Source organism: Variovorax sp. Soil_C_26 (assembly GCF_057657075.1).
Map to the genome: position 1 here is coordinate 614,622 of NZ_JBDGJC010000002.1, position 25,212 is coordinate 639,833.

Below are 25,212 nucleotides of genomic sequence, written 5' to 3' on the forward strand. Positions count from 1 at the left end.
AGGAGCGCTCCATGAACCTGATCCAGAAGCTCTTTCTCTGCGTGTTCGCGCTTCCGTTGGCGGCGGTTGCGGCAAGCCCCGCGGACACTTTCCCGAAGCGTCCGATCCGCATCATCGTGCCGTTTCCGCCCGGCGGCGGCACGGACACGGTGGCGCGCAGCGTTGCGGCCAAGCTGTCCGAGCGCTGGGGCGTGCCTGTCACGGTGGACAACCGCCCCGGCGGCAACACGGTGATCGGCGCGGAGCTCGCCTCGCGGGCCGCGCCCGACGGCTACACGTTGTTCCTGCCGATCGACTCCACGCTCGCAATGAACCAGAGCCTCTACGCGAAGCTGCCGTACGACCCGATCAAGGGCTTCGTGCCGGTGTCGCTGGCGATCACCATGCCGATGGTGCTGGCGGTGCATCCGGCTGTGCCGGCGCGCAGCGTGAAGGACCTGATCGGCCTTGCGAACACGCGCGATGGCAAGCTGGCCTACGCCCACGGCGCGCTGCCGGCGCAGGTGGCCGGCGAAGCGTTCAAGTCGGTGGCCAAGGTCGACATGGTCGCCATTCCGTACAAGGGCAGCGTCCCGGCGATGACGGACGTGATGGGCGGGCAAGTGCCGGTCATCTTCGATGCGCTCGGCCCGGCCATGGCCTTCGTGAAGTCCGGCAAGGTCCGGCCACTGGCGGTCACCAGCGCCAGGCGATCGCCGTCGCTGCCGGACGTTCCCACGCTGGCGGAGTCGGGGCTCGCCGGCATGGACCTGGTCACCTGGATCGGCTTCGTCGCGCCCGCGGGCACCGACCGCGCGATCGTCGCCAAGCTCAACACTGAGATCACGCGCATCCTCAAGCTGCCCGAAACCAGGGAGAAGCTCGGCGCGATGGGCATGGACGTGGTGGCCAGCACGCCTGAGCAGTTCGCGACGACCATCAAGGACGATGCCGCGAAGCTGGGCGCAGTCATCAAGGCCGCGGGCATCCAGCTCGACGGCAATTGACGCGCTGAACAGCGGGTCGTCGCTTCGCCACCATCACCTTCGGAGAATCCACATGCTCGCAAATCGAGCCGGCACCGCGTTGCCGGTGTTTCCCTGGCATCTGCTTCGCGCGGCCCTGTTCGTTCCCTTGCTCGCCGCGTGCGGAGGCGGCTCGAATGAGGCCGTCTCGCCGATCCAGCCCGTGGCCACCCGTTGCGCTTCGCTTGCGGGAATGAAGGTTGCGGACACCACGTTCAGCGTGGCCGAGGATGTCGCGTCGGGCAATTTCGTCCCACCGTCGGGCGCAACCATCGCAGACCTGCCATCGTTCTGCCGTCTGGCGGCGACGATCAAGCCCACGACGGAGTCCGACATCAAGGTGGAGCTGTGGATGCCCAAGGCCTGGAACGGAAAATACCTGGGCACCGGCAATGGCGGAATGGCCGGCCGGATCGACTACGAAGCGCTGGCCAATGGCGTGCGACGCGGGTACGCGGTCGCGAACACCGATCTCGGTACGTCCGCAGGCGTCGAGCGCATGGTGGGGCGCATGGAGAAGATCGTCGACTTCGGCCATCGAGCGACCCACTTGATGACCACACTCGCAAAAGCCGTCGTGAAGGAGTTCTACGCAACGGGGCCGAGCCGTTCGTATTTCCTCGGGTGCTCCACCGGCGGTGGGCAGGGCATGCACGAGGCGCAGAGATACCCCGACGATTACGACGGAATCGTTGCAGGCGCACCGGGGGCGAGTCGCGTACCGGCGCACGTCGCCTATCAGTGGGCCTATTCCGCAACCCAGCAGGACGAGACCACCTGGCTGACCGTCGAGAAGAGAAAACTGTGGGCCGACAAGGTCATGGCAGCGTGCGACGGCCTGGACGGGCTGACCGACGGCGTCATCGGGCGCCCCGACAAATGCACGATCGATCCGGCGGTGATGCAATGTGCCGCAGGCACGGACGGCGCCGACTGCCTGTCGTCCGGACAAGTGGGCGCGCTGCGCAAGATCTACGCGGGACCTACGCACCGCGTGACGGGAGAACAGATCTTCCCCGGCTATCTGCATGGGACGGAACTGAGTTTCACGGCATCCGAGCCGACCCCGACCTCGGCGCCGGCTTTTCCTTTTCCCTTCCAGTGGGTCTGGGGACTCAACTGGGATTGGCGGTCGTTCGATTTCGGCAACGACGTGGACGTGATGCGCAAGACGCTGGACTTCGCGGTGGACGCAACGAACCCAAACCTCGCTGCATTCCACGCACGCGGCGGCAAGCTGATCGTCTACCAGGGGCTTGCCGACGGCACGCAGGTGCCCGGTGCGGCCGTGGACTATCTGAAGAGCGTGGAAGCAGCGATGCCGGGCAAGACGCCGGAGTTCTTCAGGCTGTTCAACGCACCCGGCATGGCGCACTGCCGCGGCGGTGTGGGCCCCAACACCTTCGGAAACCTGCGGCCCGGATTTCCCATCTCGCCGAACGACCCTTCCAGAGACGTTCTGGCCGCGTTGGCACTCTGGGTGGAGTCGGGGCGCGCGCCCGACGAGATCATCGCCACGAAGTACCTCGGCGACCAGCCAACCGCTGAGGTCGAACGCACGATGCCGCTGTGCGCCTGGCCGAAAGTCAGCAAGTACAACGGCGTCGGCGATGTCAATGTCGCGGCGAGCTTCAGCTGCGTGTCACCGGAGTAAAAGCGGGCTAGCGGCCTAAAGGGGCCGCACCTCGAAATACGCTTCGTCCGTATCGCCGAGGTCGCGAAAGCCCGCGGTCCTGGCCGCGTCATACGCCTTGGCCCATCGTTTGGCCAGGGCCAATTCCTCCTTGGCAAGATCGCTTTCGGCCGACTCGCTTGCGTTCTGAAATGCGCGCAGGGCCGCGATCACCTCGCCGCCGAGCTGCTTGTCGATTTCGCGGCGAAAGCGCTGCTTCGCCACACAGATCGCATCGGACCCTGCGTATGCGTAGTCGGCGAGTCTGACGGTGTAGAGGGCCTGCGCCTCGAACTCGGCGTCGTCGTCGTATTCGGCCTGCAGTGGCTCGGATTGCACGGGTGCGGACGGCATCGAGACATCGAACACCGGCACTTCCGCCGCGCGGTAGAAAAGTTCAGCTTGGTTCATGTGGGTCATGGCGTGGCCAGCGAGTTGCTGTATGAATATACAGTCAATTGATGCATCCAGGAACGTCTTGCGGCAGGAGTGGCGACTGTCCGACCCGGCATCGCGCGATGGCAGGCGAAGGTCGGCGCATGCCATTGCTCAGGCGCATCGCCGTAACCGTGACCGAGGACGAAGAGGGCGCCTACCGCTGGCGCCTGGTCGAACTCGGGGACGAAAGTTGGCAAATGCTGAGAGGGTCGCCGCGCGGCTTCGAGACCTACAAGGCGGCGATGGCTGAGGGCCTGCTCGAACTGCAAGACATGGTCAAGGACCTCGACGCGGGCCCGCGCGAGGCGGAGCCAGAGGGGAAGGCCGAGCAGGCCCAAGCAGGCACAGGCGGGTCCGCCTTTGGTTTTGGCTTCGGGCTGCCGAAGGTCGAGTGACCGGTCGGCGGCTTTGTTTCGCCCGGGCGCCGAAGCTATAGTCGACGAGCGCAGTCGCCGCCTCGATCCCACCAAAGGACGCCGTGCCCGATCCATCGATTTCGACCCTCACGAGCTACTACGACACGGTGCCCTATGAGTCGCATCCGTTCCCGCAATCCGCGGTCGAGCACCTAGAGGCGATCGCCTTCCTGTTCGGCCTCGACACGCCACCGCCGTCGCGTGCGCGCGTGCTCGAACTCGGCTGTGCGGCCGGCGGCAACCTGATTCCGTATGCGGCGCGCCATCCTGGGGCCAGCGCACTCGGGCTCGACCTCTCGCGGGTGCAGGTCGAACAGGGACTTGGCGCGATTGCGCGTACGAGCCTTTCGAATGTCGCGCTGCGGGCCTTCAACCTGGCGGACGTCGATGCATCGCTCGGCCAGTTCGACTACATCGTCTGCCACGGCGTCTACAGCTGGGTGCCGGGGCCGGTGCAGGACGCGATCCTGCGCGTGTGCGCCGAGAACCTGACGCCCGATGGCGTGGCCTACGTGAGCTACAACGTCTATCCGGGCTGGAAGGCGCGCGAGATCGTGCGCGACGCGATGATGCTGCGCGGCGGCCCGCGCGACACGCCCGACGAGAAGCTGGCCTATGCGCGCGGCATGCTCGAATTTCTGGAGCAGTCGGCCCGGCCCGGCAGCGTGCTGAAGAAGACGCTCGAGGAAACGATGCCGATCGTGCGCAACGCGAGCGGCTACTACTTGCTGCACGAGTTTCTCGAACCCTGCAATTCGCCCTGCTACTTCAAGGAGTTCGCGGCCCGTGCTGCCGCGAAAGGACTCGCCTACCTGGGCGATGCCGAACCCTCGACGATGTTCGTTCAGAACTACGGCGAGGCGGTGCGCGAACCGCTGCTGCGCGAATGCGGCGGCAGCCAGATCCTGATGGAGCAGTACCTCGATTTCCTGGTCAACCGCACCTTTCGCCAGACGCTGCTCGTGCCGCAGGCGCGCGCCGGCAGCATCCGCTTGCGGCTTGATCCCGCGCGCATCCGCGCGCTCGAATTCGCAGGCGCGTTCGGCAGTGCGGACGGCGGGCCGTTCACGCTCGACGCGCGCGAGCAGCAGTGCACGGCGCAGCGCGGCGTGACGCTCACGCTGCGCTTGCCTGCGCAGAAGGCGCTGGCGCAGCTGCTCGATGCGCGCTATCCCTCGAGCATGCCGGCAGAGGCATTGATTGCCGCGGTGGCCGAGCGCACGCGCGAGCCTCTGGCTTCGATCGAGCCGATCGTGATGTCGATGCTCGAAGAACTCGCGATCATGGGCGCGGTGCGGTTCCGCCGTTCACCGGTGCAGGCCGCCGCGGAGGTGTCCGCATTCCCGCGCGCATTGGCCGCGGTGCGCAGTGCGCCGGGCCTGGCGTTGAGTGCCGGCGACACCGCCAGCGCCTGCAACCAGTGGCACGAATCCGTGGCGCTGACGCCGCTCGAACGTGCCTTGCTGCCGCTGCTCGACGGCACGCATTCGCACGAGATGCTGGCCGACCATCTCGCGGCCGAAGTTCGCGCCGACCGGCTGCGCTTCGTGCTGCGCGACAAGCCGCTCATCGATCCTTCGGCGCTGGAGGCGTTTGCGCTCGGCCAGGTGGCCCTGGGGTTGCAGGCGCTGCAGCGCAAGGCGCTGCTGGTCGGCTGACCCACGCACAATCTCTCTCTCGTCATCAAACACACAGGAGGCTTCCCATGCAGCAATTCCGTTGGACCCCGAGACTGCGCGCCGCGGTGGCGGCCGCGCTCATGCTGGGAGGAGCGGGTGCCTCGCACGCGGCCTCGCAGGCGCCGGTCGCGGCCGAGCACGGCATGGTCGTGAGCGCGCAGCATCTCGCCACGAAGATCGGCGTGGATGTGCTCCAGCGCGGCGGCAATGCGGTGGATGCCGCCGTCGCCGTGGGCTATGCGCTCGCGGTGGTGTATCCGGCCGCGGGCAACCTCGGCGGCGGCGGCTTCATGACCCTGCAACTGGCCGACGGGCGCAAGACCTTCCTCGACTTCCGCGAGAAGGCGCCGCTGGCCGCCACGGCCAATATGTACCTCGACAAGGACGGCAATGTCATCAAGGGCCTGAGCACCCTCGGCCACCTTGCGGTCGGCGTGCCCGGCACGGTCTCGGGCATGGAATACGCGCGCGAGAAGTACGGCACGATGAAGCGGGCCGACCTGATCGCACCGTCGATCCAGCTCGCCGACAAGGGCTTCGCGCTCCAGCAGGGCGACGTCGACATGCTGCTGACGTCGACCGACCATTTCAGGAAAGATCCGGCGTCGGCTGCGATCTTCCTGAACAAGGGCGAACCCTTCGCCGTGGGCCAGAAGCTGGTGCAGAAGGACCTGGCCAAGACCTTGCGCTCGATCAGCGTCAAGGGCGTGGACGGCTTCTACAAGGGACCGGTCGGCGCCGCCATCGTGGCGTCGAGCCAGGCCGGAAAGGGCATCATCACGCAGGCCGACCTCGACCAGTACAAGACGCGCGAGCTGGCCCCGATCGAGTGCGACTACCGCGGCTACCGCGTGGTGTCGGCGCCGCCGCCGAGTTCGGGCGGCGTCGTCATCTGCGAGATGCTCAACATCCTCGAGGGCTATCCGCTCAAGGACCTCGGCTTCCGCTCGGCCGAGGCGGTGCATTACCAGATCGAGGCGATGCGCCACGCCTACGTCGACCGCAACAGCTACCTGGGCGACCCCGACTTCGTTAAGAACCCGCTCGAGCGCCTGCTCGACAAGGGCTATGCCGAGAAGATCCGTGCCGCCATCGATCCGCAGAAGGCCGGCGTCTCCAAGGACATCAAGCCGGGTGTCGCGCCCCACGAGGGCAGCAACACCACCCACTACTCGATCACCGACCAATGGGGCAACGCGGTGTCGGTGACCTACACGCTCAACGACTGGTTCGGCGCCAAGGTCACGGCCGACAAGACCGGCGTGCTGCTGAACAACGAGATGGACGACTTCACCTCGAAGATCGGCGTGCCCAACCTCTACGGCCTGGTGCAGGGCGAGGCCAACGCCATCGCGCCGGGCAAGCGCCCGCTGAGCTCGATGAGCCCGACCATCGTCTCGAAGGACGGCAAGCCGGTGTTCGTGGTCGGCACGCCCGGCGGCAGCCGCATCATCACGGCCGTGCTGCACACCATCCTGAACGTGGTCGACTACGGCATGAACGTGCAGGAGGCGGTGGACGCGCCGCGCTTCCACCAGCAATGGCTGCCCGATGTCACCAACGTCGAGCCCTACGCGCTCAGCCCCGACACCCGCAAGATCCTGACCGACATGGGCCACAACCTGGGCGTGCCGCAGCCCGCCAACCACATGGCGGCGATCATCGTGGGCGCGCCGTCGCTCGGCGGCAAGCCCGTCGGCAACAACCGCTTCTACGGCGCCAACGATCCGCGCCGCAACACGGGCCTGGCGGCAGGGTACTGATGCACCTGCAAGACATCCTCTACACCCAGGGTTTCGGCACGCGGCGCGTCTGCGCGGGGCTGGTCCAGCAAGGCTTCGTCACCATTGCCGGCGCGGTGGTCGACGACCCTGCCGCCGACCTGGAACCGGAAGGCCTGCGGTTCACGGTGCAGGGCACCGAATGGGCGTACCACGACAAGGCCTACCTGATGCTGCACAAGCCGGCCGGCACCGAGTGCTCGCAGAAGCCGTCGACCTACCCGAGCATCTACACGCTGCTGCCATCGCCGCTGCGGCTGCGGCCCAACAAGGCGGCGGTGCAGGGCGTGCAGGCGATCGGACGGCTCGACCAGGACACGACCGGCCTGCTGCTGTTGACCGACGACGGCCAGTTCATCCACCGCATGGGCTCGCCGAAGCACCATGTGCCGAAGGTCTACGAAGTGACCGCCAAGCACCCGGTGGACGCGGCGCAGATCGCGCGCCTGCTGGCCGGCGTGGTGCTCGACGACGATCCAAAGCCGGTGCGCGCCGCCGCCTGCGAATCCGACGCCCCGCTGCACCTGCGGCTGACGCTCACCGAAGGCAAGTACCACCAGGTCAAGCGCATGCTGGCCGCGGTGGGCAACCGGGTCGAGGCGCTGCACCGTTCGCGCATCGGCACGGTGGCGCTGCCTGACGATCTGGCGCCCGGGCAGTGGCGCTGGCTTGATGCGGCCGAGGTCGCCGCGCTGCGCGCGCCCGCCAAATAAGCGGCGATTTCCTGTGCCGGCGGTCAGCCGGCGGGCGCATACGATCGTTACCATCCGAAGCACTTCTCCGGAATTTCACTTGCGTCTTCCTGCCCGCCAGCCCGGCCGCGCCGCGGCCCTTGTTCTTTTGTACGCCTTGCTGAGCTGCGCGGCCGCCCTGATGGCGCCCGCCGCCGCCAGCGCCGGGCCATCGGAGCCGCCGCCGCCGATCTTCGTGCTCAATTCGCTCGATGCCAGCGTGAGCGTGATCAGCCCGGTCGACTGGACCGAGAAGCTGCGCATTCCGACCGGCAAGGAGCCGCACCACATCTACATGACGCCGGACGAGAAGTCGGTGATCGTGGCCAACTCGGCCGGCGACTCCCTGACTTTCGTGAACCCGCGCACCGCCGAGGTCCAGCGCGTGGTGTACGGCATCATCGATCCGTACCACCTCCAGTTCTCGCGCGACATGAAGTGGTTCGTCACCGCGGCCAACCGGCTGAACCACGTCGACGTCTACCACTGGGACGGCCACGACCTGAAGCTCGCCAAGCGCATTGCCACGGGCAAGACGCCGAGCCACATCTGGATCGACCGGACCAGCACCGTCGCCTACGTCACGATGCAGGACAGCGACGAACTCATCGCCGTCGACCTGCCGACGCAGACCATCCGCTGGCGCATCGCGACGGGCCCGATGCCGGCGGACGTGTACGGCGCGCACAACGACCAGACGCTGCTCGTCGGCCTGACCGGCAGCGATGGCGTGCAGGTGTTCGATGTGGCCGGCCCCCAGCCAAAGTTGGTCGGCCAGATTCCGACGGGCAAGGGCGCCCACGCGTTCCGCGCGGCCGGCGACGGCAAGAGCGTGTTCGTGAGCAACCGCGTCGCCAACTCCATCAGCCGCATCGACCTGGCGACGCTGAAGGTCACGGCGATCTATGCCGTGCCCGGCGGCCCCGACTGCATGGATGTGTCCGCCGACGGCAAGACGCTGTACGTCACCTCGCGCTGGGCCAAGAAGCTCAGCGTGGTCGACCTTGCGAGCCAGAAGGTCGTGCGTCAGATCAACGTCGGCCGTTCCCCGCACGGCGTCTGGACCCTGGACCATGCGAAGAGGACCTGAGCCGGCGCGCCGGCATGCGTTGCGCGGGCTGGCCGCCGCCATGGGGGTCGCGGCCGCCTTCGGCACCACGCTGGCGGCAGCGGCCGGCACCGGGGGCGCCTGCGCAAAACCCCTCTACCTGACCTTCGACACCGGCCACATGGGCGTGGCCGAGCTCGTGGCCGACGTGCTCCGGCGCCACGACGTGCGCGTGACCTTTTTCGGCGCCGCCGAGCGCACGCTGGACGGCGGCGACAGCCTCGACCGGCACTGGGCGCCCTGGTGGAAGGCGCGCGCGGCCGAAGGCCACGAGTTCGCATCGCACACCTACGACCATGCCTACTGGCGCGCCGACCTCGAGGGCGCCGAACCGCGCTTTCGCATCAAGCCATCGGCCGGTGCGTTGGCGGGGCGCGAATTCACCTGGAGCGTCGCCGAATACTGCGCCGACATCGCCAAGGCCTCGGAGCGCCTCGCACTCGTCACCGGCAAAAAGCCCCTGCCGCTGTTCCGCGCGCCCGGCGGCAAGACCTCTGCGCGGCTGCTCGCGGCCACCAAGGCCTGCGGCTTCGCTCACGTGGGATGGTCGCCGGCCGGGTTCCTCGGCGACGAGCTGCCGAGCGAGAAGTTCAGCAACGAGAAACTTCTGAAGCAGGCGCTCGGCAGCATCCGCCCCGGCGACATCCTGCTCGCGCACCTGGGCATCTGGTCGCGCAAGGACCCCTGGGCGCCGGCCAATCTCGAGCCACTGATCGTGGGCCTGAAGGCGGAGGGCTTCTGCTTCGAAACACTGCGCCAGCATCCCCAGTACCGCGACTGGATCGCATCGCATCCTTGAACAGGCCGAGATGATCGACGGGTTCACCGATGCCTTTTCCGCGCTGCAGGGCTGGTTCTTCGAAACACTGGTCCAGCCGCTGGTGTATGCGGCCGGCTTCGGCGGCTGGACCGAGGACGCGTTCGACGCCACCGGCTGGCTGCTGGTCGGCCTGATCCAGGTGCTGGTGCTGCTCGCCGTCATCGGGCCGCTGCAGCGCTGGCGCGCAGTCGAGCCGGTGGCCGATCGCCGCGCGATCCGCACCGACATCCTCTACACGCTGATCCACCGGCTGGGCCTGTTCCGGCTTGCGATGTTCTTCACGCTCGAGCCCGTCTTCGACGACGCCCTCGGCAGCCTGCGCGCCGCGGGCTGGGGCACCCTGCACCTCGACGGGCTCTGGCCCGGCGTGACCGACGTGCCGCTGGTCGCGTTCGTGGTCTACCTCGTGGTGCTCGATTTCGTCGGCTATTGGATCCACCGCGGCCAGCACCGCTTCAGGTGGTGGTGGGGCCTGCATTCGCTGCACCATTCGCAGCGCCAGATGACCATGTGGAGCGACGACCGCAACCACCTGCTCGACGACGTATTGCACGGCACGCTGATCGTGCTGGTCGCACAGCTGATCGGCGTGGCGCCGGGCCAGTTCATCGCCTTCGTGGCCTTCACCCAGCTCAGCGAGAGCCTGCAGCATGCCAATCTCCGGCTCGGCTTCGGTGCCGTGGGCGAGCGGCTCTGGATCAGCCCGCGCTTCCACCGCCTGCACCACAGCATCGGCCTGGGCCACGAATCGCGCGGCGCCCACACGCTGGGCGGCTGCAACTTCGGCGTGCTGCTGCCGTGCTGGGACCTGCTGTTCGGCACCGCGAACTTCGAGAACCGCTACGACCCGACCGGCATCCGCGACCAGGTCGAGCCCGGCGCCGACGGACGCCTGCGCGATTACGGCCAGGGCTTCTGGTCGCAGCAATGGCTCGGCCTGAAGCGCCTGGTCGGCCGGCACTGAGCCTCGGCGCCTCCCGGGGCGGTTATCCTTCCCACCCAATGCGCCTGCTCATCGACTCCTTCTGGCGCGCGGTCGCCTATTGCATGCTGCCGCGCGTGATCGTGCTGTCGCTGTTGCCGCTGGCCCTCATGGTGCTGCTGGCCGCGGGCTTCGGCTATTTCTTCTGGGACGCGGCTGTGGCATGGACGCGCGAGGCGCTCGATGCCTGGCCGCTGTTGTCGAGCTTCTGGAGCTGGATCGGCCGGCTGTTCTCGAGCGACGTCACCTCGGTGCTCGCGCCGATGGTGGTGGTCTTTGCGGCCACGCCGCTGATCGTGGTGGTCTCGCTGATCGTGGTGGCGGGCCTCATGGCCCCGCCGCTCACCACGCTGGTGGCGAACCGCCGCTTCCCGGTGCTCGAGCGCAAGAAGGGCGCCTCGTTCATCGGCAGCGTGGCGCGCTCACTCGGCGTCACCGTGCTGGCGCTGCTGGCGCTCGTGGTGTCCATGCCGCTCTGGCTCATTCCGCCGCTGGTGCTGATATTGCCGCCGCTGATCTGGGGCTGGCTCACCTACCGCGTGATGAGCTTCGATGCGCTGGCGGACCACGCCAGCCCCGAGGAGCGCGCCACGCTGCTGCGCACGCACCGGGTGCCGCTGCTGTGCATCGGCGTGTTCTGCGGCTACCTCGGCGCGGCACCGAGCATCGTCTGGGCCTCGGGCCTGCTCTTCGCCGCCGCTTTCTTCGTGCTGGTGCCGCTCGCGATCTGGATCTACACGCTGGTGTTCGCGTTTTCCGCGCTCTGGTTCGCCCACTACTGCCTCGACGCGCTCGCGAAACTGCGCGCGCAGCGCGAGGCCGCGGCGACGCTGGCCGGCGCAAACCCTTCTGCGGACGAGGCCGACCGGGCCGTTCTTTCTCAATGGAAATCCCCATGACCCGCGCTTTTGGCCTGATCGTCGTCGGTGACGAGATCCTTTCTGGCAAGCGTGCCGACAAGCACATGCCCAAGGTCATTGAGCTGCTGGCCGCCCGTGGCCTTCAGCTCGGCTGGGCCGAGTACGTAGGCGATGTGCCCGCGCGCATCACGGCGGCGCTGGCGCGTGCCTTCGCCTCGGGCGATGTCGTCTTTTCGACCGGTGGCATCGGTGCCACGCCCGACGACCACACACGGCAGTGCGCCGCCCAGGCACTCGGGCGGCCGCTCGAACTGCATCCCGAGGCCGAGGCGCTGATCCGCGAACGCATGCAGGACACCGCGCGCGAGCAGGGCACGGTCTACGAGCCCGACCGGCCCGACAACATCCACCGCCTCAACATGGGCGTGTTTCCTCAGGGCGCGACGATCATCCGGAACCCGTACAACAAGATCCCGGGCTTCAGCGTCGAGCATGTGCATTTCGTCCCGGGCTTTCCCGTCATGGCGTGGCCGATGATCGAATCGGTGCTCGAGAGCCGCTACGCCGACCTGTTCACGACCGGCCAGTCGGCCGAGAAGTCGGTCATCGTCTTCGGCGCCATGGAAGCCACGCTCACGCCACTGATGCTGGCCGTCGAGGCGGCGCATGCCGGCGTCAAGGTGTTCAGCCTGCCGAGCGTCGACCATCCAAAATACGGGCGGCACATCGAACTCGGCGTCAAGGGCGATCCGCTGCAGCTCGATGCCGCCTATGCCCAGCTGATTGAAGGGTTGCACGCCTTTGAAGCGAAGTTGGGCCCAGAATTGGTGCGCTGATCTCGTTTGCACCAGTTTGGTGAATCATCTTCATCATTTGGGGGCGGTCGCCGTGCCCGGAGCCTCCCCAAGACGGGGCGACAATGGCACAGAACCTGCATTCCCCGACCCTGTCATTCCAACCACCCATCCAACCAGGAGAAACTGATGGCAAAGACCGTCGCCGACGTACTCAAGCTCGTGAAGGAAAACGAGGTCAAGTTCGTCGACTTCCGCTTCACCGACACCCGCGGCAAGGAGCAGCACGTGACCGTGCCCGTGTCGCACTTCGATGAAGACAAATTCACTTCGGGCCACGCGTTCGACGGTTCGTCCATCGCCGGTTGGAAGGGCATCGAAGCCTCGGACATGCAGCTCATGCCCGACCCCAACACCGCCAACATCGATCCGTTCTTCGAAGAGACGACGCTGATCCTGACCTGCGACGTGATCGACCCGACCGACGGCAAGCCCTACGAGCGCGACCCGCGTTCGCTCGCCAAGCGCGCCGAGGCCTACATGAAGGCGTCGGGCCTGGGCGACACCGCTTTCTTCGGTCCGGAGCCGGAATTCTTCGTGTTCGACAGCGTGCGCTGGAAGAACGACATGTCGGGCTGCTTCGTCAAGATCGACTCCGAAGAAGCCTCGTGGAACACTGACAAGGAATACGAGCACGGCAACACCGGCCATCGCCCGGCGGTCAAGGGCGGCTACTTCCCGGTGCCTCCGGTCGACAGCTTCCAGGACATGCGCTCCGAAATGTGCCTGGTGCTCGAATCGCTCGGCATCCCGGTCGAGGTGCATCACCATGAAGTGGCCAACGCCGGCCAGATGGAGCTCGGCACCAAGTTCAGCACGCTGATCCAGCGCGCCGACTGGGTACAGCTGCAGAAGTACGTGATCCACAACGTGGCCCACGCCTACGGCAAGACCGCCACCTTCATGCCCAAGCCCATCGTCGGCGACAACGGCTCGGGCATGCACGTGCACCAGTCGGTCTGGAAGGACGGCAAGAACCTGTTCGCCGGCGACGGCTATGCGGGCCTCTCGGACTTCGCGCTGCACTACATCGGCGGCATCATCAAGCACGCCCGTGCGCTGAACGCCATCACGAACCCCGGCACCAACAGCTACAAGCGCCTGGTGCCCGGCTTCGAAGCGCCGGTGAAGCTGGCCTATTCGGCCAAGAATCGCTCGGCCTCGATCCGCATTCCGTTCGTGTCGAACCCGAAGGGCCGCCGCGTCGAGGCGCGCTTCCCCGATCCGCTGATGAACCCGTACCTCGGTTTTGCCGCGCTGCTGATGGCGGGCCTCGACGGCGTCGAGAACAAGATCCATCCGGGCGAAGCCGCCAGCAAGGACCTGTACCACCTGCCGCCCGAAGAAGACGCGCTGATCCCGACCGTCTGCCACAGCCTGGACCAGGCGCTCGAGTACCTCGACAAGGACCGTGCGTTCCTGACCAAGGGCGGCGTGTTCACCGATGCCTACATCGATGCCTACATCGAGCTGAAGATGCAGGAAGTCACGCGCTTCCGCATGGCGACCCATCCGGTCGAGTTCGACATGTACTATTCGCTCTGATCGCCAGCCCTCGCGGGCGCGACACAACCAAAAGGACGGCTGCGGCCGTCCTTTTTTCTGGGCCGGGAACATCGCATCATCGATCGTGTCGAATTGCACGAAAATGCCCGATTCCGCCACTTACGCCCCTCCATGAAGCTTGCCTCACTGATCTTTCTGGCCGGTTCGCTCGCTGCCTTGCCCGCGCTCTCGCAAGAGCGCGTGTGGCGCTGCGGGAACGAATACACCAACAACGCGACGATCGCGCAGCAGAAGGGCTGCAAGGTCATCGAAGGCGGCAACGTCACCATCGTGCAAGGCACCCGGCCATCGGGCGCCAGCGCTTCGGGCACTGGCGCCGCCAGCGGCAGCCCGGCGCCGTCGGCCTCGCGCTCGCCCGCCGGCAGCCCGCGGGTCGAAGGCGTCGACCAGCGTGCGCGCGACGGCGAGGCCCGTTCAGTGCTCGAGACCGAACTCCGCAAGGCCGAGGCGCGCCAGGCCGAGCTGCAGCGCGAGTACAACAACGGCCAGCCCGAAAAACAGGGCAGCGAAGGCCGCAACTACCAGAAGTACCTCGACCGCGTGGCCGAGATGAAGGCCGAACTCGCGCGCAACGAGAGCGACATCGCGGGCATCCGCCGCGAGCTCGGCCGCTTGCCGGCCAGGCCGTAGCCATGGTGTTCGGGAAGAAGGCGGCCAGCGCCACACCGCGCTTCCAGTCCTTCGACCTGCTCTCCACGCTGATCGCCGTGGTCAGCACCAAGGGGTCGGTGCTGTTCGCCAACGCCGCGCTCGAAGACGCGCTGGGCACTTCGCGCCGCACGCTCGAAGGCTCGCAGTTCGGCGCCTGCTTCCACGAGCCGCAGGTGCTGCGCACCGCCATCGACGGCGCGCGCAGCAACGACTTCGCCACGCTGCGTTACGAGGCCTTCCTGCGCCGGGTCAACCACGAGCTGATGCCGGTGCAGGTCACGCTGGCACAGGGCGACAAGGCCGGCGAGCTGATCATAGAGATGTCGCCACTCGAGCAGCAGGTGCGGCAAGACCGCGAAGAGCGCCTGCTCGACCAGGCGCAGGCCAACAAGGAACTCATCCGCAACCTCGCGCACGAGATCAAGAACCCGCTCGGCGGCATCCGCGGCGCGGCGCAGCTGCTGCAGATGGAGGTCGAGTCGCGCGACCTCATCGAATACACCAACGTCATCATCCATGAGGCCGACCGGCTGCAGACCCTGGTTGACCGCCTGCTGGCGCCGCACCGGCGTCCGCACGTCGTGGGCGACGTCAACATCCACGAGGTCTGCGAGCGCGTGCGCTCCGTGATCCTGGCGGAGTTCCCGCGCGACCTGCACATCGAGCGCGACTTCGACGTCTCGATTCCCGAGTTCCGCGGCGATCGCGAACAGCTGATCCAGGCCACGCTCAACATCGCGCACAACGCGGCGCAGGCGCTCGCCGAGCGTCGCGCGGCGGGCGACGCGCAGATCACTTTCAAGACGCGCATTGCCCGGCAGGTGATATTCAACAAGCAGTGGTATCGATTGGCACTGGAATTGCATGTCATCGACAATGGACCGGGTGTGCCGGACGCGATCAAGGACCGCATCTTCTATCCGCTCGTATCGGGCAGGGAAGGCGGAACCGGGCTTGGATTGACGCTGGCGCAAACTTTCGTGCAACAGCATCACGGCGTGATCGAGTGCGACAGTGTCCCGGGCCGAACCGATTTCAAGATACTGATCCCGCTGCCCTAGCAGCCACCGGCCCACAAGGAGATGCATGAAGCCGATCTGGATAGTTGATGACGACCAATCGATCCGCTTCGTGCTGGAGAAGGCTCTGTTGCGCGAAGACCTGCCGACGCGCAGCTTCACCAGCGCGCGCGAGGTGCTGGCGGCCCTCGAGCAGGCCGGCGGCGACGAGCAGCAGGGGCCGCAGGTCCTGGTGAGCGACATCCGCATGCCCGGCGGCTCGGGCCTCGACCTGCTCGACAAGATCAAGGCCAAGCATCCGGGCCTGCCGGTCATCATCATGACGGCGTTCTCCGACCTCGACAGCGCCGTCTCGGCGTTCCAGGGCGGCGCCTTCGAATACCTGCCCAAGCCCTTCGACCTGCCGCGCGCCGTCGAGCTGATCCGCCGCGCGGTCGACGAGAGCCAGCGCGAGGAAGTGGCCGAGGAGCGCATGGCTGCCGCGCCCGAGATGCTGGGCCAGGCGCCCGCCATGCAGGACGTGTTCCGCGCCATCGGCCGGCTCTCGCAGAGCAACGTCACGGTGCTCATCACCGGCGAATCGGGCTCGGGCAAGGAGCTCGTCGCGCGCGCGCTGCACAAGCATTCGCCGCGCGCCAACGGGCCCTTCGTGGCCATCAACACCGCGGCCATCCCGAAGGACCTGCTGGAGAGCGAGCTGTTCGGCCACGAGCGCGGTGCCTTCACCGGCGCGCAGACCATGCGGCGAGGGCGCTTCGAGCAGGCCGAGGGCGGCACGCTCTTCCTCGACGAGATCGGCGACATGCCGTTCGACCTGCAGACGCGCCTGCTGCGCGTGCTCAGCGACGGGCACTTCTACCGTGTCGGCGGCCACAACTCGGTGAAGGCCAACGTGCGCGTCATTGCGGCCACGCACCAGGACCTGGAGCAGCGCGTCAAGCTCGGCGGCTTCCGCGAAGACCTGTTTCACCGCCTCAACGTGATCCGGCTGCGCCTGCCGGCGCTGCGCGAACGCGGCGAGGACGTGCCGGCCCTCACGCGCCACTTCCTGCAGGTGAGTGCGCGCCAGCTCGGTGTCGAGCCCAAGCGCATTTCCGAGGCTGCGCTGGCCAAGCTCGCGACCTTCGGCTTCCCCGGCAACGTGCGCCAGCTCGAGAACATCTGCCACTGGCTCACCGTGATGGCGCCGGCGCAACTCATCGAGACCAAGGACCTGCCGCCCGAGATCATGGCCGTCGCGCCTGCCGCGGCCGAAGTGTCTGTTGCTGCTGCTGCTGCTGCTGCCGCGCCGCTGCATGCAGCACCGCTTGCATCGCCGGGCGGCGATCGCGAGTTTTCCGCGCCCATGGCCGCCGCGTCCGAGACCCTCGTCGCCGAAGTCCCGGTCGTTGCGAGCAACTGGGAGAGCGGCCTGGAGACGGAAGCCCAGGCGCTGCTTGCGGCCGGGCGCACTGACGTCTGGGACGTGCTCTCGCGCCGCTTCGAATCGCGCCTGATCCTCGCGGCGCTGGCCAGCACCCGCGGCCGGCGCATCGAGGCCGCCCAGAAGCTCGGCATCGGCCGCAACACGATCACGCGCAAGATCCAGGAACTCGGGATCGAATAGCCCCCGCAAGGGGAGCGAGCCTACCGGCTGCGCTGCCCCAGCGTCAGCGAGTCGAGCTGGAAGTTGCCGCTCTTGTCCCAGAGCCAGGTGTCGACGTAGGTGTGGCCGCCCAGGCGCCCCGGGCTCGGCAGCGGCGAGGCGCCCTTGATGAGTTTCGCGATCATCGGCGGCACTTCGGGCGCGTGGCTGGGCACGCGGCTGAAGGTCACGTTCCTCACGTTGCCCTCGGCGTCGAGGTCGGTCTCGACCACCACCACCGCATAGACCAGCGGCGGAATCTTGCCCTTGTAGATGCGCTTGGCGTACGTGTTGTAGATCTTGCGCGCGCCGGTCTTGCGGTAGGCCCGCACGACCGGTGTCTGCGCGGTGATCAGGCGCACCGTCGGCACGTCGCTGCGCGCGCCGGGCAGATCGTCGGAGGCCGAAGCGCCCGGTTTCCCGTCGTCGCCGGACTTGGTGTCGGATGGCTTGAGCACCGAGCAGCCGGCGAGCGTCAGCAGCACGGCGGCGACTGCGAGCAGACGGATGGTCATGGCGCCGGCACTCCCTGGTCGAGTTCGAGCACCACCGGCGCATGGTCGCTGGGCTTCTCCCACTTGCGCGGCACACGATCGATGACGCAGCCCCGTGCGCGCGGCACCAGCGGCTCGCTCACCAGAATGTGGTCGATGCGCAGTCCGCGGTTCTTCTGGTAGCCGAGCATCCGGTAGTCCCACCACGAATAGCTTTTTTCGGGTTGCTCGAAGAGCCGGAAGCTGTCGACCAGGCCCAGCGCCAGCAGCGCCTTGAACTCTTCGCGTTCTTCGGTCGTGTGGTGGATGGTTTCCTTCAGGCCCACCGGGTCGTAGCTGTCGCGGTCTTCGGGCGTGACGTTGAAGTCGCCGAGCAGCACCAGGTTCGGGTGCGCGGCCATCTCTTCGCGCAGCCATTCGCGCAGCGCGCGCAGCCAGCCCATCTTGTAGGCGAACTTTTCGGTCCCCGGCGCCTGCCCGTTGACGAAGTAGCCGTTCACCACGCGCAGCGGACCGGTCGGCGTCTGCACCGTGGCCGCGATCACGCGCGACTGGTCGTCGGTGAAGCCGCCGATGTTCTTCACCACGTCGCCCATCGGCATCAGGCTCAGGATAGCGACGCCGTTGTAGGTCTTCTGGCCGAACACCGCGCAGTCGTAGCCGGCCGACTTGAGCACGTCGAGCGGAAACTTGTCGTCGCTCATCTTGAGTTCCTGCAGGCACAGCACGTCCACAGGGTTGGCGATCAGCCAGTCGAGCACGTGCTGCAGGCGGGCGGTGAGGGAATTGACGTTCCAGGTGGCTATGCGCAAGGCGTTCTCCAGGGGGGTGGGGCAGCGGCTATTCTCCGGAATTTTTACCATTGATTCCGTTGGCTGCCACCCCAAGCCCTCAGGCGGCCCAGGCGCGCTCGACGATCTTCTTGAATTCGACTTCGGGCGCGAGCGTGCCGAAGGCGAAGCCCCAGTCGCCGCCGAGTCGTGAGGCGCAGAACGCCTCGGCCACATAGGCCGGGCTGAAGCGCAGCAGCAGCGAGGCCTGCAGCGCGAGCGCCATCTTCTCGACCAGGCGCCGCGCAATGCCGTCCATGCGCTCGCGGCGGAACGCTGCATCGCGCAGCCATGCGATGGTCACATCGAGGTGTGGGTTCATGCCGCGCGCAAGCTCGATTTCCTGCAGAACCGGCCGCAGCGCCTCGGGATCGCGGTCGACCGCGCGCAGCACGTCGAGGCAGATCACGTTGCCGCTGCCTTCCCACACGCTCTGCACCGGGGCCTCGCGGTAGAAGCGCGGCATCATCGAATCTTCGATGTAGCCGAAGCCGCCGTGGCATTCCAGCGCCTCGAAGGCATTGGCGCTCGCGCGCTTGGCGAGCCAGTACTTGGCGATGGCGGTGACCACGCGCAAGAAGCGCGCTTCGTTGTCGTCGGTGGCCGCCCGGTCGATGCTGCCGGCCAGGCGCATGAGCAGGGCGGTGGCGGCTTCCGACTCCAGCGCCAGGTCGGCCAGCACATTGCTCATCAACGGCTTGTCGACCAGCTTGGCGCCGAAGGCCGATCGCTGCTGCGTGTGGTGCAGCGCCCTGAAGAGCGTCTGGCGCATGATGCCCGCCGAGATCGATGCGCAGCCCAGCCGCGTGAGGCTGACCATCTCGATGATCGTGCGGATGCCCTTGCCCTCGTCGCCCACGCGCCAGGCGAGCGTGCCGTTGTATTCGATCTCGCTCGAAGGGTTGGAGCGGTTTCCGAGCTTGTCCTTGAGCCGCATGATCGAGAAGCGGTTGCGCGTGCCGTCGGGCAGCCAGAAAGGCACCAGGAAGCACGAGATGCTGCCCGGCGCGCCTTCGGTGTGTGCCACCGTCAGGAAGCAGTCGACCATCGGTGCCGAGAAGAACCACTTGTGGCCGGTGAGTTCGTACACCCCGGGCTCCTGGGTGGCACGCGCCACCGTGGTGTTCGCGCGCAGGTCGGAGCCGCCTTGCTTCTCCGTCATGGCCATGCCGATGAGGGCGCTGCTCTTTTCGGCCGAAGGGCGGTAGCGCGGGTCATAGCCGGTCGACGTGAGCAACGGCTCCCACTGCGCGCTCAGCGCGGGGTTGTTGCGCAGCACCGGCACGCCCGCATAGGTCATGTGCAGCGGGCATAGCGTGCCGCTTTCGACCTGCGCCATCAGCATGCTCGAGGCCGCGCGCGCCACATGGCTGCCGGCCTGCGGCTGGCGCCACGGCAGCGAATGGACCTCGTGCCGGCGCGCCAGGCGCATGAGCTCGTGCCACGAATGGTGCAGGTGAACCTCGTTGATGCGGTGGCCGTAGTTGTCGTGCGTGTGCAGTTCGGGCACGTGGCGGTTGGCCAGGTAGCCGTGGCGGATCACCTCGGGGTCGGCCAGTTCGGCGGCCAGCGCATCGAGCCGCGGCGCGGCCCACGCAGCGCCTTCGCGCTCGAGGCTTTCGCGCAGCGCATGGTCGCGCGCCAGCAGGTTGTAGCCGCCATAGGGCGCGGGCTGGTTGAACACCTCGTGGGTGCCGTGGGCGGCCGCAGGGCGGGGAGCGAGGGCAGTGGCTTCGGTCATGGGATGGGTTCGTCCGGGTTGTTTGTATCGACCGGATTAAATCAGATGCTTTATTGTCGGTAAAGCACTTGACTTAACAAATGCAAGGTTCCAGAATCCGCCACATGGCCGACACCACCCCCACTCCCCCGCCCGCCGGCAAGGACAGGCGTAAGCTGGCCGCCGCGCCGCGCAGCAGCGCCGACAGCGCCGACGTGCTGCTTCTGACCGCGCAGCGCCTGTTTGCCGAAAAGGGCATCGATGCCGTGTCGATGCGCGAGATCGCCCGCGAGGCGGGCCAGCGCAACAACTCGGCGCTGCACTACCACTTCGGTTCGAAGGAAGCGCTGATCCAGGCCATCCTGCAAAGTGGCATGGGCGAGGTCAACGCGCTGCGCAACGACTACATCGACCAGCTCTACAGCAGCGAGCGCCACGGCGAGCTGCGCGGGCTGGTCGAGGCGATCGTGTGGCCGCTCGCCTCCAGGCTGATGACAAGCCGCGGCAACACCTACAACCGCTTCCTGGCTGCGGCGCAGGTGCATCCCGACATCGACCTCGCCGCGTCCACGCGCGAAGAGGAAGACCGCGGTTTCCGCCGCATCCACGAGCTGCTGCAGCGTGTGCTGCCAGACATGCCCGAGCTGCTGCTGCGCCAGCGCTACCTGGCGGGCGTCAGCTTCGTCATGTTCAGCCTGGCCGACTTCGAGCGCATCAGCACGCGGCGAAGCAAGCGCCAGCTGGGCTTCGACCTGCAGCGCGCGATCGAGAACCTGATCGACATGGTGAGCGGCGCCATCGCCGCGCCGGTCTCGTTGCAAGTGCATGCGCGACTCGCGGCACATGACGCGCCGGAAGCCCCCGAGCCGCCGCCGAAGCCCGCGCCGCGCCGGCGCGCGGCGAGCTGATCCGGCGCGCCATCCTTGAACAAACAACGAAGGAGACAAGACATGAAGAAGCTGTTTGCGACCCTGCTGACCACGCTCGCGCTCATTCCCGGTGCGCAGGCACAGGGCGACTATCCGAACCGGCCGATCCGGATCGTGGTGCCCTACACGCCCGGCGGCCCCACCGACGCGGTGGCACGGCTCGTGGGCAAGGGCATCTCGGCCGAGCTCGGGCAGCCCGTCATCGTCGAGAACAAGCCCGGCGCCTCGAGCACCATCGGCACCGCTTTCGTGGCGAGCCAGCCCGCCGACGGCTACAGCCTCGTGCTGGTCGCGGCGCAGTTCGTCACCAACAGCGCCACGGGCATCAAGGCGCCGTACGAGCCGCTGCGCGACCTCGCGCCCGTGGTCAACGCGGCGTGGATGCCGATCCTGGTTGCGGCCAACCCCAAGGTGCCGGCCAAGGACCTGCCGTCGCTCATCGCGTGGATCCGCAACCAGAGCAACCCGGTGCTCTATTCGAGCCCGGGGGCGGGCTCGCTCACGCAGCTGTGGGGCGAACTGCTCGCGCAGCGCTACAAGCTGCGGCTCGAGCATGTGCCCTACAAGGGCTCGGCCGGCGCGGCGCAGGCGGTGATGGCGGGCGACGTGCCGCTGATGTTCGACGTCGCAGGCATCACCAGCACCATGATCCGCGAAGGCAAGCTCAGCGGCATCGTCACGCCGGGCACGGAGCGCCCGCCGGGCCTGCCCGGCGTGCCCACCGCCCGCGAGGCCGGCGTCAAGGACCTCGACGCGGCCAGCTTCCTCGGGCTGATGGCCCCGGCCAAGACGCCGCCCGCCGTGCTGGAGAAGCTCAATGCAGCGGCCAACCGCACGCTCCGGAGCAAGGAATTCGCAGATGCCGTGCACGGCCTCGGCATGAGCCCGGCCGGTGGCAGCGCCGACGAATTCGGCAAGATGCTCGCGGCCGAGATGCAGCGCTGGACCGCCGTCGCCAAGAGCGCCGGCATCAAGGCGGGCCAATGAACGATCCGCAGCAAGCCGCGCACGACGACCTGCCGCTCGCGGGCGTCAAGGTGGTGGAGTTCGGCCAGTTCATCGCCGGCCCGGGTGCCACGCAGATCCTGGCCGACCTGGGCGCGAGCGTCACCAAGATCGAAAGCCCCAACGGCGACAACGGCCGCCGTTTCGGCGTGAGCGCCTCGACCAAGGGCCGCAGCGGCCTCTTCATGGCCTACAACCGCGGCAAGCGTTCGATCGTGGTCGACATGCGCCAGCCCGAAGGCCTGGCGGTCGCACGCGATCTTGCGCTGCAGGCCGACGTGGTGGTGCAGAACGCGCGTGCCGGGGTGATGCAGTCGCTCGGGCTGGACGCCGCCACGCTGCGCGCGGCCAAGCCCGGCCTGATCTACGTGTCGGTCTCGGGTTTCGGCGCGGCGGGCCCGTCGCGCGAGCGGCCGGGCCTCGACATCGCCGCGCAGGCCGAGAGCGGCATGATGTCGATCACCGGCGAGCGCGGCGGCACCCCGCTGAAAGCCGGCTTTCCGGTGGCCGACGTCTCGACGGCGAACAGCACGGCCAATGCGATCCTCGCGGCGCTGTTCCGGCATGCGCGCACGGGCCGCGGCGACACCATCGAGACCTCGCTGCTCGCGGTGGCCATCTCGATGCAGGCCCAGATCTGGGCCGAATACCAGTGCACGGGCAAGCTGCCCGAGCGCGCGGGCAATGCGCAGCCGCTCGTTGCGCCGGCCGCCGACCTCATCACCGTGCGCGACGGCCACATCGTTATTTCCGCCTACCTCGACGACCACTGGCAGCGGCTGTGCAAGGCCATCGGCCAGCCCGCGCTCGCCGGTGCCGAGGCCTTTGCCACCAACAACGACCGCGTGCGCAACCGCGCGGCGCTGATGGAGGTGCTGAGCGCTGCGCTCGGCGTCTTCACCGGCGAAGAAGCGCGTGCGCTGCTCGAGCGGCATGGCGTCGTCGTGGGCGTGGTGCGCAACTACCCGCAGGTGCTCGCGAGCGCCGACGTGCAGGCCAGCGGCGTCTTCGAGACCATCGACGACGGGCAGGGTGGCGAAGTGCAGTTGCCCGGCCTGCCGTTCCGCTTCGAAGGTGCACCGCGGGGCAGGCAGGTGCCCGCGGTGCCGCGCCTGGGCCAGCACACCGACGAACTGCTCGCGCAGGCGGGCTATGCCGAAGCCGACATCGCGCGCCTGAAGGCCGCCGGCGCGGTCGGCCACTGAGCTGCCCGCGCCACTCCATTTCCCCAGCAAAGGACTCTTCTCATGTCTGCCGTGCTTCTCGACGTCCATGACGGATGGGCGGAACTGATCTTCCACCGCCCCGAGCGCAAGAACGCCATCGACGGCACGCTCGCCGCTGCCCTGCACGCCGCGCTCGAGCGCCTCGCCGAGGACGACACCGTGCGTGCCGTGGTGCTGCGAGGCGCCGATGGCGTGTTCTGTTCGGGCCTGGACGTCAAGGCCTTCGGCGTCGATCCGGCGCCCGACTGGAAGGCCGGCTTCCCTGCGCTCTGGGAGGCGGTGCACAACCAGCTGCTCGCGAGCCGCAAGGTGCTGATCGTCGCGCTCGAGCGCTACGCGATCAATGCCGGCGCCGCGCTCGCGCTGGCCGGCGACCTGATGGTGAGCGGCGAAGGCGCCTTCCTCCAGGTGGGCGAGATCGGCATCGGCATGGCCGCGCCGCGCAACGCGGCCTGGCTGGCGCTGCGCCACAGTGAAGCGGTCGCGGCCCGCGTGTGCCTCATGGGCGACCGCGTCGGCGCGGCCGACCTGCTGCGCCTGGGCATCGCGACTGAAGTGGTCGACGATGCCGCTGTGGTGGCGCGCGCCCGTGCCATGGCCGCGGCCATCGCCGCCTTTCCTACGCATTCGGTTTGCGCCGTCAAGTCGGGCATGCGCGCGGCCACCATGCAGATGCCGACCGGTCAGTGGATGGACGCCTGCGCGCGGGCCGACGCATTGAGCCAGGGCGGCGCGATCCACCAGGTGAAGGCGAACCGCCCATGAAGACCCGCATCACCGAACTGCTGCAGATCCGCTACCCGATCATCCAGGGCGGCATGATGTGGGTCGGCCGCGCCGAACTCGCGGCTGCCGTCTCCAACGCGGGCGGCCTCGGCACCCTGACGGCGCTCACGCAACCCAGCCCCGAGGCCCTGCTGGAGGAAGTGCGCCGCTGCCGCACGATGACCGACGCGCCGTTCGCGGTCAACCTCACGATCCTGCCCTCGGCGTCGCCGCCGCCGTACGAAGACTATGCACGGGCCATCGTCGACAGCGGCGTGCGCATCGTCGAAACCGCCGGGCTGCAGCCGGAGCCGATCACCGAGCTCTTCAAGTCCAAGGGCCTCGTCATCGTGCACAAGTGCACCTCGGTGCGGCATGCGCTGTCGGCCGAGCGCCGCGGCGCGGACGCGATCAGCATCGACGGCTTCGAATGCGCGGGCCATCCGGGCGAGGACGACATTCCCGGTTTGATTCTGATCCCTGCTGCCTGCGCCAAGCTGTCGATCCCGGTGGTGGCCTCGGGAGGGATCGCCAATGGGCGCACCATGGCCGCCGCGCTCGCGCTGGGCGCCGACGGCGTGAACATGGGCACGCGCTTCATGTTGACGCGCGAGGCGCCGGTGCACGACAGCGTCAAGGCTGCGCTGCTCGCGGCCAGCGAGCGCGACACCACGCTGATCTTCCGCGGGCTGCGCAACACCGCGCGCGTGTGGCGCAACCCGGTCTCGGCCGCGGTGAACGAACTCGAGCATCGCCCAGAAGGCGCGACCTTCAACGAGCTGCGGCCATGGGTCGCCGGTGCGCGCGGCCGGCAGGCGTTGGAGCAGGGCACCGTCGACGACGGCCTGATCTGGGCTGGCCAGTGCCTTGGCCTGATCGACGACGTGCCGAGCTGCGAACAGCTGATCCAGCGCATGGTGGCCGGCTGCCGGTTCGCGCTCGGGCGCGCTGTCGCGCTCTATGGCGACTCCGCCACTTTCACCGACCGCCGCGCCGCGGGCGCCGCGGACCTGCTCGAGACCGACTGAAGGAGCGCTG

24 protein-coding genes are annotated in these 25,212 nt (G+C 67.8%); 20 read left to right on the top strand and 4 right to left on the bottom strand.

The genetic code is table 11. The annotated features are described in order from the left end of the window. Positions 1–11 precede the first annotated feature (11 nt). Both AC3A6G_RS08415 and AC3A6G_RS08420 read left to right on the top strand, forming a co-directional pair. The gene (locus tag AC3A6G_RS08415; RefSeq protein ID WP_487873525.1) at positions 12–986 is read left to right on the top strand and encodes a Bug family tripartite tricarboxylate transporter substrate binding protein; all 975 of its coding nucleotides are present in this window, start codon (positions 12–14) and stop codon (positions 984–986) included. 52 nt (positions 987–1,038) lie between these two features. Then, positions 1,039–2,658 carry a tannase/feruloyl esterase family alpha/beta hydrolase gene (locus AC3A6G_RS08420; RefSeq protein WP_487873526.1) on the top strand — a complete coding sequence of 540 codons (1,620 nt, stop codon included), beginning with the start codon at positions 1,039–1,041 and terminating at the stop codon, positions 2,656–2,658. Positions 2,659–2,673: 15 nt separating this feature from the next. On the opposite strand, the gene AC3A6G_RS08425 is transcribed toward AC3A6G_RS08420, so the two are convergent. Continuing rightward, positions 2,674–3,096 carry a hypothetical protein gene (locus tag AC3A6G_RS08425; RefSeq protein WP_487873527.1) on the bottom strand — a complete coding sequence of 141 codons (423 nt, stop codon included), beginning with the start codon at positions 3,094–3,096 and terminating at the stop codon, positions 2,674–2,676. Between the two features lie 149 nt (positions 3,097–3,245). Between AC3A6G_RS08425 and AC3A6G_RS08430 the strand changes: the two genes are divergently transcribed. The 13 genes from AC3A6G_RS08430 to ntrC all read left to right on the top strand — a co-directional run bounded on the left by AC3A6G_RS08430 (position 3,246) and on the right by ntrC (position 17,187). Next, positions 3,246–3,509, top strand: a complete 264-nt coding sequence (locus AC3A6G_RS08430) for a hypothetical protein (RefSeq protein ID WP_487873528.1) — start codon at positions 3,246–3,248, stop codon at positions 3,507–3,509. Between the two features lie 83 nt (positions 3,510–3,592). After that, positions 3,593–5,188 carry a methyltransferase regulatory domain-containing protein gene (locus tag AC3A6G_RS08435; protein WP_487873529.1) on the top strand — a complete coding sequence of 532 codons (1,596 nt, stop codon included), beginning with the start codon at positions 3,593–3,595 and terminating at the stop codon, positions 5,186–5,188. A 47-nt stretch (positions 5,189–5,235) separates the two neighbouring features. Then, positions 5,236–6,972 carry a gamma-glutamyltransferase gene (gene ggt, locus AC3A6G_RS08440; RefSeq protein WP_487873530.1) on the top strand — a complete coding sequence of 579 codons (1,737 nt, stop codon included), beginning with the start codon at positions 5,236–5,238 and terminating at the stop codon, positions 6,970–6,972. Then, the gene (locus AC3A6G_RS08445; protein ID WP_487873531.1) at positions 6,972–7,703 is read left to right on the top strand and encodes a pseudouridine synthase; all 732 of its coding nucleotides are present in this window, start codon (positions 6,972–6,974) and stop codon (positions 7,701–7,703) included. The genes ggt and AC3A6G_RS08445 overlap by 1 nt, the downstream gene beginning before the upstream one ends. A gap of 79 nt (positions 7,704–7,782) precedes the next feature. Beyond that, on the top strand, positions 7,783–8,811 hold the full coding sequence (locus AC3A6G_RS08450) for a YncE family protein (RefSeq protein WP_487873532.1): 1,029 nt from the start codon (positions 7,783–7,785) through the stop codon (positions 8,809–8,811). Next, positions 8,795–9,628, top strand: a complete 834-nt coding sequence (locus AC3A6G_RS08455; protein WP_487873533.1) for a polysaccharide deacetylase family protein — start codon at positions 8,795–8,797, stop codon at positions 9,626–9,628. The genes AC3A6G_RS08450 and AC3A6G_RS08455 overlap by 17 nt, the downstream gene beginning before the upstream one ends. A gap of 10 nt (positions 9,629–9,638) precedes the next feature. Beyond that, positions 9,639–10,613, top strand: coding sequence for a sterol desaturase family protein (locus AC3A6G_RS08460; RefSeq protein ID WP_487873534.1), 975 nt, complete (start codon positions 9,639–9,641; stop codon positions 10,611–10,613). A 38-nt stretch (positions 10,614–10,651) separates the two neighbouring features. Continuing rightward, positions 10,652–11,530, top strand: coding sequence for an EI24 domain-containing protein (locus tag AC3A6G_RS08465; RefSeq protein ID WP_487859818.1), 879 nt, complete (start codon positions 10,652–10,654; stop codon positions 11,528–11,530). Then, positions 11,527–12,327 (top strand): competence/damage-inducible protein A, encoded by an 801-nt coding sequence (locus AC3A6G_RS08470; RefSeq protein WP_487873535.1) that lies wholly within the window; start codon positions 11,527–11,529, stop codon positions 12,325–12,327. Before AC3A6G_RS08465 ends, AC3A6G_RS08470 begins: the two co-directional genes overlap by 4 nt. 147 nt (positions 12,328–12,474) lie before the next feature. Continuing rightward, positions 12,475–13,890, top strand: coding sequence for a type I glutamate--ammonia ligase (gene glnA / locus AC3A6G_RS08475; RefSeq protein ID WP_487859820.1), 1,416 nt, complete (start codon positions 12,475–12,477; stop codon positions 13,888–13,890). 132 nt (positions 13,891–14,022) lie between these two features. Continuing rightward, on the top strand, positions 14,023–14,541 hold the full coding sequence (locus tag AC3A6G_RS08480; RefSeq protein ID WP_487863473.1) for a hypothetical protein: 519 nt from the start codon (positions 14,023–14,025) through the stop codon (positions 14,539–14,541). Between the two features lie 2 nt (positions 14,542–14,543). After that, complete coding sequence (gene glnL / locus AC3A6G_RS08485; RefSeq protein WP_487863474.1) at positions 14,544–15,623, top strand: nitrogen regulation protein NR(II); 1,080 nt, start codon at positions 14,544–14,546, stop codon at positions 15,621–15,623. A gap of 25 nt (positions 15,624–15,648) precedes the next feature. Continuing rightward, complete coding sequence (gene ntrC / locus AC3A6G_RS08490) at positions 15,649–17,187, top strand: nitrogen regulation protein NR(I) (RefSeq protein ID WP_487873536.1); 1,539 nt, start codon at positions 15,649–15,651, stop codon at positions 17,185–17,187. Positions 17,188–17,207: 20 nt separating this feature from the next. Here the strand turns inward: ntrC and AC3A6G_RS08495 are convergent, their stop codons facing one another. The 3 genes from AC3A6G_RS08495 to AC3A6G_RS08505 all read right to left on the bottom strand — a co-directional run bounded on the left by AC3A6G_RS08495 (position 17,208) and on the right by AC3A6G_RS08505 (position 20,270). Then, the gene (locus tag AC3A6G_RS08495) at positions 17,208–17,720 is read right to left on the bottom strand and encodes a hypothetical protein (protein ID WP_487863476.1); all 513 of its coding nucleotides are present in this window, start codon (positions 17,718–17,720) and stop codon (positions 17,208–17,210) included. Further along, entirely contained in the window at positions 17,717–18,511 is a 795-nt protein-coding gene (gene xth, locus AC3A6G_RS08500; RefSeq protein WP_487859825.1) for an exodeoxyribonuclease III, read from the bottom strand. The genes AC3A6G_RS08495 and xth overlap by 4 nt, the downstream gene beginning before the upstream one ends. Positions 18,512–18,590: 79 nt before the next feature. Further along, positions 18,591–20,270 carry an acyl-CoA dehydrogenase family protein gene (locus AC3A6G_RS08505; protein WP_487873537.1) on the bottom strand — a complete coding sequence of 560 codons (1,680 nt, stop codon included), beginning with the start codon at positions 20,268–20,270 and terminating at the stop codon, positions 18,591–18,593. Positions 20,271–20,374: 104 nt separating this feature from the next. Here AC3A6G_RS08505 and AC3A6G_RS08510 point away from each other — a divergent pair, with 104 nt between their 5' ends. Genes AC3A6G_RS08510 through AC3A6G_RS08530 form a run of 5 tightly spaced genes read left to right on the top strand, consistent with a single transcriptional unit; the run spans position 20,375 to position 25,202 of the window. After that, positions 20,375–21,157 (top strand): TetR/AcrR family transcriptional regulator, encoded by a 783-nt coding sequence (locus AC3A6G_RS08510; RefSeq protein ID WP_487859827.1) that lies wholly within the window; start codon positions 20,375–20,377, stop codon positions 21,155–21,157. A gap of 42 nt (positions 21,158–21,199) precedes the next feature. Further along, positions 21,200–22,165, top strand: a complete 966-nt coding sequence (locus tag AC3A6G_RS08515) for a Bug family tripartite tricarboxylate transporter substrate binding protein (RefSeq protein WP_487873538.1) — start codon at positions 21,200–21,202, stop codon at positions 22,163–22,165. Beyond that, positions 22,162–23,388, top strand: a complete 1,227-nt coding sequence (locus AC3A6G_RS08520) for a CaiB/BaiF CoA transferase family protein (RefSeq protein ID WP_487873539.1) — start codon at positions 22,162–22,164, stop codon at positions 23,386–23,388. Before AC3A6G_RS08515 ends, AC3A6G_RS08520 begins: the two co-directional genes overlap by 4 nt. A gap of 42 nt (positions 23,389–23,430) precedes the next feature. Further along, positions 23,431–24,174 (top strand): enoyl-CoA hydratase/isomerase family protein, encoded by a 744-nt coding sequence (locus AC3A6G_RS08525; protein ID WP_487859830.1) that lies wholly within the window; start codon positions 23,431–23,433, stop codon positions 24,172–24,174. After that, on the top strand, positions 24,171–25,202 hold the full coding sequence (locus tag AC3A6G_RS08530; RefSeq protein ID WP_487863482.1) for an NAD(P)H-dependent flavin oxidoreductase: 1,032 nt from the start codon (positions 24,171–24,173) through the stop codon (positions 25,200–25,202). The genes AC3A6G_RS08525 and AC3A6G_RS08530 overlap by 4 nt, the downstream gene beginning before the upstream one ends. Positions 25,203–25,212 lie beyond the last annotated feature (10 nt).

Excerpts from the sequence above, each read along its gene's own strand:
- AC3A6G_RS08505 (WP_487873537.1), bottom strand. The coding sequence starts at position 20,270 with ATGACCGAAGCCACTGCCCTCGCTCCCCGCCCTGCGGCCGCCCACGGC.
- AC3A6G_RS08460 (WP_487873534.1), top strand. The coding sequence starts at position 9,639 with ATGATCGACGGGTTCACCGATGCCTTTTCCGCGCTGCAGGGCTGGTTC.
- AC3A6G_RS08515 (WP_487873538.1), top strand. The coding sequence starts at position 21,200 with ATGAAGAAGCTGTTTGCGACCCTGCTGACCACGCTCGCGCTCATTCCC.
- AC3A6G_RS08520 (WP_487873539.1), top strand. The coding sequence starts at position 22,162 with ATGAACGATCCGCAGCAAGCCGCGCACGACGACCTGCCGCTCGCGGGC.
- AC3A6G_RS08465 (WP_487859818.1), top strand. The coding sequence starts at position 10,652 with ATGCGCCTGCTCATCGACTCCTTCTGGCGCGCGGTCGCCTATTGCATG.
- AC3A6G_RS08480 (WP_487863473.1), top strand. The coding sequence starts at position 14,023 with ATGAAGCTTGCCTCACTGATCTTTCTGGCCGGTTCGCTCGCTGCCTTG.
- glnA (WP_487859820.1), top strand. The coding sequence starts at position 12,475 with ATGGCAAAGACCGTCGCCGACGTACTCAAGCTCGTGAAGGAAAACGAG.
- glnL (WP_487863474.1), top strand. The coding sequence starts at position 14,544 with ATGGTGTTCGGGAAGAAGGCGGCCAGCGCCACACCGCGCTTCCAGTCC.
- AC3A6G_RS08495 (WP_487863476.1), bottom strand. The coding sequence starts at position 17,720 with ATGACCATCCGTCTGCTCGCAGTCGCCGCCGTGCTGCTGACGCTCGCC.
- AC3A6G_RS08530 (WP_487863482.1), top strand. The coding sequence starts at position 24,171 with ATGAAGACCCGCATCACCGAACTGCTGCAGATCCGCTACCCGATCATC.
- AC3A6G_RS08510 (WP_487859827.1), top strand. The coding sequence starts at position 20,375 with ATGGCCGACACCACCCCCACTCCCCCGCCCGCCGGCAAGGACAGGCGT.
- AC3A6G_RS08425 (WP_487873527.1), bottom strand. The coding sequence starts at position 3,096 with ATGACCCACATGAACCAAGCTGAACTTTTCTACCGCGCGGCGGAAGTG.
- AC3A6G_RS08455 (WP_487873533.1), top strand. The coding sequence starts at position 8,795 with ATGCGAAGAGGACCTGAGCCGGCGCGCCGGCATGCGTTGCGCGGGCTG.
- AC3A6G_RS08470 (WP_487873535.1), top strand. The coding sequence starts at position 11,527 with ATGACCCGCGCTTTTGGCCTGATCGTCGTCGGTGACGAGATCCTTTCT.
- AC3A6G_RS08415 (WP_487873525.1), top strand. The coding sequence starts at position 12 with ATGAACCTGATCCAGAAGCTCTTTCTCTGCGTGTTCGCGCTTCCGTTG.
- ggt (WP_487873530.1), top strand. The coding sequence starts at position 5,236 with ATGCAGCAATTCCGTTGGACCCCGAGACTGCGCGCCGCGGTGGCGGCC.
- AC3A6G_RS08525 (WP_487859830.1), top strand. The coding sequence starts at position 23,431 with ATGTCTGCCGTGCTTCTCGACGTCCATGACGGATGGGCGGAACTGATC.
- AC3A6G_RS08420 (WP_487873526.1), top strand. The coding sequence starts at position 1,039 with ATGCTCGCAAATCGAGCCGGCACCGCGTTGCCGGTGTTTCCCTGGCAT.
- AC3A6G_RS08445 (WP_487873531.1), top strand. The coding sequence starts at position 6,972 with ATGCACCTGCAAGACATCCTCTACACCCAGGGTTTCGGCACGCGGCGC.
- ntrC (WP_487873536.1), top strand. The coding sequence starts at position 15,649 with ATGAAGCCGATCTGGATAGTTGATGACGACCAATCGATCCGCTTCGTG.